The sequence below is a fragment of the Bradyrhizobium sp. genome, assembly GCF_049586575.1.
Lineage (GTDB): Bacteria > Pseudomonadota > Alphaproteobacteria > Rhizobiales > Xanthobacteraceae > Bradyrhizobium.
Genome location: NZ_JBAVCF010000383.1, coordinates 1 through 3,103 on the forward strand (window position 1 = coordinate 1; position 3,103 = coordinate 3,103).

The following is a 3,103-nucleotide window of genomic DNA, read 5'->3' on the forward strand; positions in this document are numbered from 1 at the left end:
ATCACGCTGCCTCGTGTGTTGCGGCGGCGGCGCTATCGGGAGGTGTAATGTTATAAGTGAGCACCAGACTACGAATCTGGGGGTCAGGAGTTCGAATCTCTTCGGGCGCGCCAGTTTCGTGCATTTCCCATGTGATTCACACGGCATTCACACGGCTTGTCCAGCGCCTGCTGAGCGGCGAAGCGGTTTCGTCCACCCAAGCAACTGGCCCTTGCGGGCTGCAATGCCTATCGCGTTGACGCGATGCCCCGACTTGGCGACAACGGCCAAGCCTTCCACTAATTCTACACCATAAGGAAAGTTTAGAGGCGGTGTCCCCCGCTGCGTTAGCGCTATCCGTCCTTTCCGGCAGCCTATGATCCTGTTATCATGGTTTCATGATCTGCGGAGCCGCATATGCGACCTATAAAAAAAACTGATGCAGAGGAAACCCTTCAGATCGCAATCCCGCCCGTGACCAAAAAGAGTCTCAGAATGAGGTCCGCCGAAACCGGCGATACCTTGCGCGTCATCGTTCTGAAGGCGCTTGCCAAAAACGGAATTCGGGTCCCAGACGAGGAATTGCAGGATCGAAGAAAGACAAAGTGAGAAGCGGGTGTGCTGTGGGGACAGTAAATAAGATAAAACGAAAGCCGAAGAGGCAGGGGAACGCCGAGAAGACGCAAGTTCTTGCTTGCGATCTGTTCGCCGGCGCTGGCGGATTTTCGCTGGGCGCCTACTTGGCAGGGATCACAGTCGCCGCGGCCGTCGAATGGGATCAATATGCCTGCCAAACATACCGAAATAACCTTCATCGTGCCGCGACGCGGCGAGTGCAGCAAGGTGCGATGCGCGTCGATTTGGCGCCGCAGCAATTCCGTTAACCCGCTATGGCTCGATGTTTTCGCGCTCAACCACCAAGCACCGTGCTTTGAGGCGGAATCTGCCGTATCCGCGTCCCGATATTCGCCGAATAGACGCCTACGCCGTAGCAGACATCAAGAGTTAGCTTCCGCTTACAGGACAGATCCCGAACGGTACAGCATGCAACTGCTGCCGTTCGCCTTAAGCAGTTGGCCGTTCATATCACCGTTGCCAACTCTCTGTGCGTCGGTGGTTCATTCGCCGCGTCGAGTGCGGCGATCATGCTCTCACTACGAGCGATGACGTTGCGCGAGAATGAGCCAACGTCCAGGTATAGCGCCATTAACAATACGATTCGGCTCGTCGCCTCTGGATTGCTCGCGAAGCACTCGGCCAGTGTGCGATGAAAGAGGTCACGCGGCTCGGGCAGGTTTGCCATAATTCGCCGCAACATTTCGAGACGGCTAAGCCCGCGCCGCAATTCCTGCTTTCGTGTCGATTGCTTGCGACTGGAATTGTGGAGCAGCGGGGAAAGACGTTTGAGGCGCCCGGCAAAGGCCGCCGGATCATAAATGCGCTTTAGAATGTGCACGTAGTCGGCCAGAATTTCCTGGCGCGGCCGCAGCGTGTCGAAATTGAGCCCCATAGTGCACTGGTCTGCGCTCTTCACGTCTTCACGTTGCACAGGCGGATGCAGGCGAGCCTCCCGTTCTAGTCGACGCGCGAGCTGCGTGTTCGGCAAAGCATAAAGCAGGCCGACCATGCAAACTGGAATCGCTGCCTCCTCGATCAAATCCACCATCGCTTCCGCCATTGACTCCTTCTCACTGTCAAAGCCGACGATGAAGCCAGCGTGCACAAAAATACCGGCGGCGTAAATCTTGTGGATGCTCTGCGCGATGCTTCGCCGTGTGTTTTGTTTCTTTCGCATCGCAATCAGTGTAGCGGGGTCAGGACTCTCGATTCCGACAAAAACGCCAACGAAATTCGCTCGATTCAACAACACCAGGAGCTCGGCATCGTCAGCGAGATTGAGCGAGGCTTCCGTGGTGAACTCAAATGGGTAGTCGTGGGCCTCGAGCCACTTGGCAAGCTCCGGAAGGAACGCCTTGACGGCTTTTTTGTTGCCGATGAGGTTGTCGTCGACGAAATCGACGTGGCCGCGATAACCAAGGCGGTAAAGCTCGTCAAGTTCCGCGAGCATCTGGGCGTTAGTCTTGGCGCGCGGCACGCGTCCGTAGAGTTCGATGATGTCGCAGAACTCGCAGGTGAAGGGGCAGCCGCGAGAGAACTGCACACCGATGTGGAGGTAATCGTCGAATTTCAGGAGATCGAAGCGGGGGATTGGCGACTTGGTCACGTCGACCTGAAATTTCTCCGCCTCGAAGACCCCTTGACGTTCGCCCGATTCCCAGGCCTCCACAAATTTATCGATAACTCCTTCGGCTTCACCGAGGATCTGAATATTCGCGTTCCGATAAAACCACGGTGATGACGTGACCCCCGGACCGCCAACAACGACGGGCTTCCCGCGCGCGCGGCAGAGATCAACAATGTCGAAAATGTCGCCCCCTTGCGGAAGCATACCGCCAGTAAAGATCACGTCGGCCCAGTCAAGGTCGTCGTCGGTTAACTCCTCGGTGTTTCGGTTGAGCAAGCGAATCGACCACGCCTGAGGCAGCAGAGCCGCGACCGTAATCAAGCCAAGCGGCGATGCTGGATGTTTGGCACCGAAAACTTCGGACGTGCGCCTGAAGCTCCAAAACGTTTCCGCCTCGAACCGCGGATAGATTAAGAGGGCGTTGCAGGCCTTTGCACTCGATACACGGTCCACTTGCGCGTCCCCTCGCCAACGCCGGAGCGTAGGTGGAAATGCTCCGTAGGTCTAGCCATAGACCGATGATGACGCCGCAAGCCTACTCGGCGAATTTGAGATCGACGAGTTCCCGTCCGGCCTTGCTGCGGTTGCGATCGTTTCGACGCCTCTTGCACCGCCGTCGGCAGTCTGCGCCCAAGGGCGTCGCGCTTCAAGCGGGGAATGATTCTTCCGCGTTGCGTCAATTGATGGAGTGGAAGTGACGTGACGGGTCATCAGTGTCGTTTTAGGCGTGTCGGCTCATAGTCCGCTAATCACAAGAGATGGGGTAATCGGCCTGCAGCTTGTGGATAGCTGAAGTTTTTGGGTGCTGCGCTTCAGGCTGATGGTTCAACGAGGTCCGTGTGAACGGCCTCAAGCATCAGAAGGAGAAGCGCAGCATGG

At 56.9% G+C, this 3,103-nt stretch carries 2 protein-coding genes and 1 tRNA gene; 2 read left to right on the forward strand and 1 reads right to left on the reverse strand.

Translation table 11 applies throughout. The annotated features are described in order from the left end of the window. Positions 1 to 23: 23 nt before the first annotated feature. Together WB528_RS15190 and WB528_RS15195 are read left to right on the forward strand one after the other, a co-directional pair. Positions 24 to 113 (forward strand) — tRNA-Arg (locus tag WB528_RS15190). 489 nt (positions 114 to 602) lie between these two features. Then, entirely contained in the window at positions 603 to 863 is a 261-nt protein-coding gene (locus WB528_RS15195) for a DNA cytosine methyltransferase (protein WP_423889237.1), read from the forward strand. A 197-nt stretch (positions 864 to 1,060) separates the two neighbouring features. Here the strand turns inward: WB528_RS15195 and WB528_RS15200 are convergent, their stop codons facing one another. Then, positions 1,061 to 2,677: a DUF4070 domain-containing protein gene (locus WB528_RS15200; protein ID WP_423889236.1), complete on the reverse strand. Its 1,617-nt coding sequence runs from the start codon at positions 2,675 to 2,677 to the stop codon at positions 1,061 to 1,063. Positions 2,678 to 3,103 lie beyond the last annotated feature (426 nt).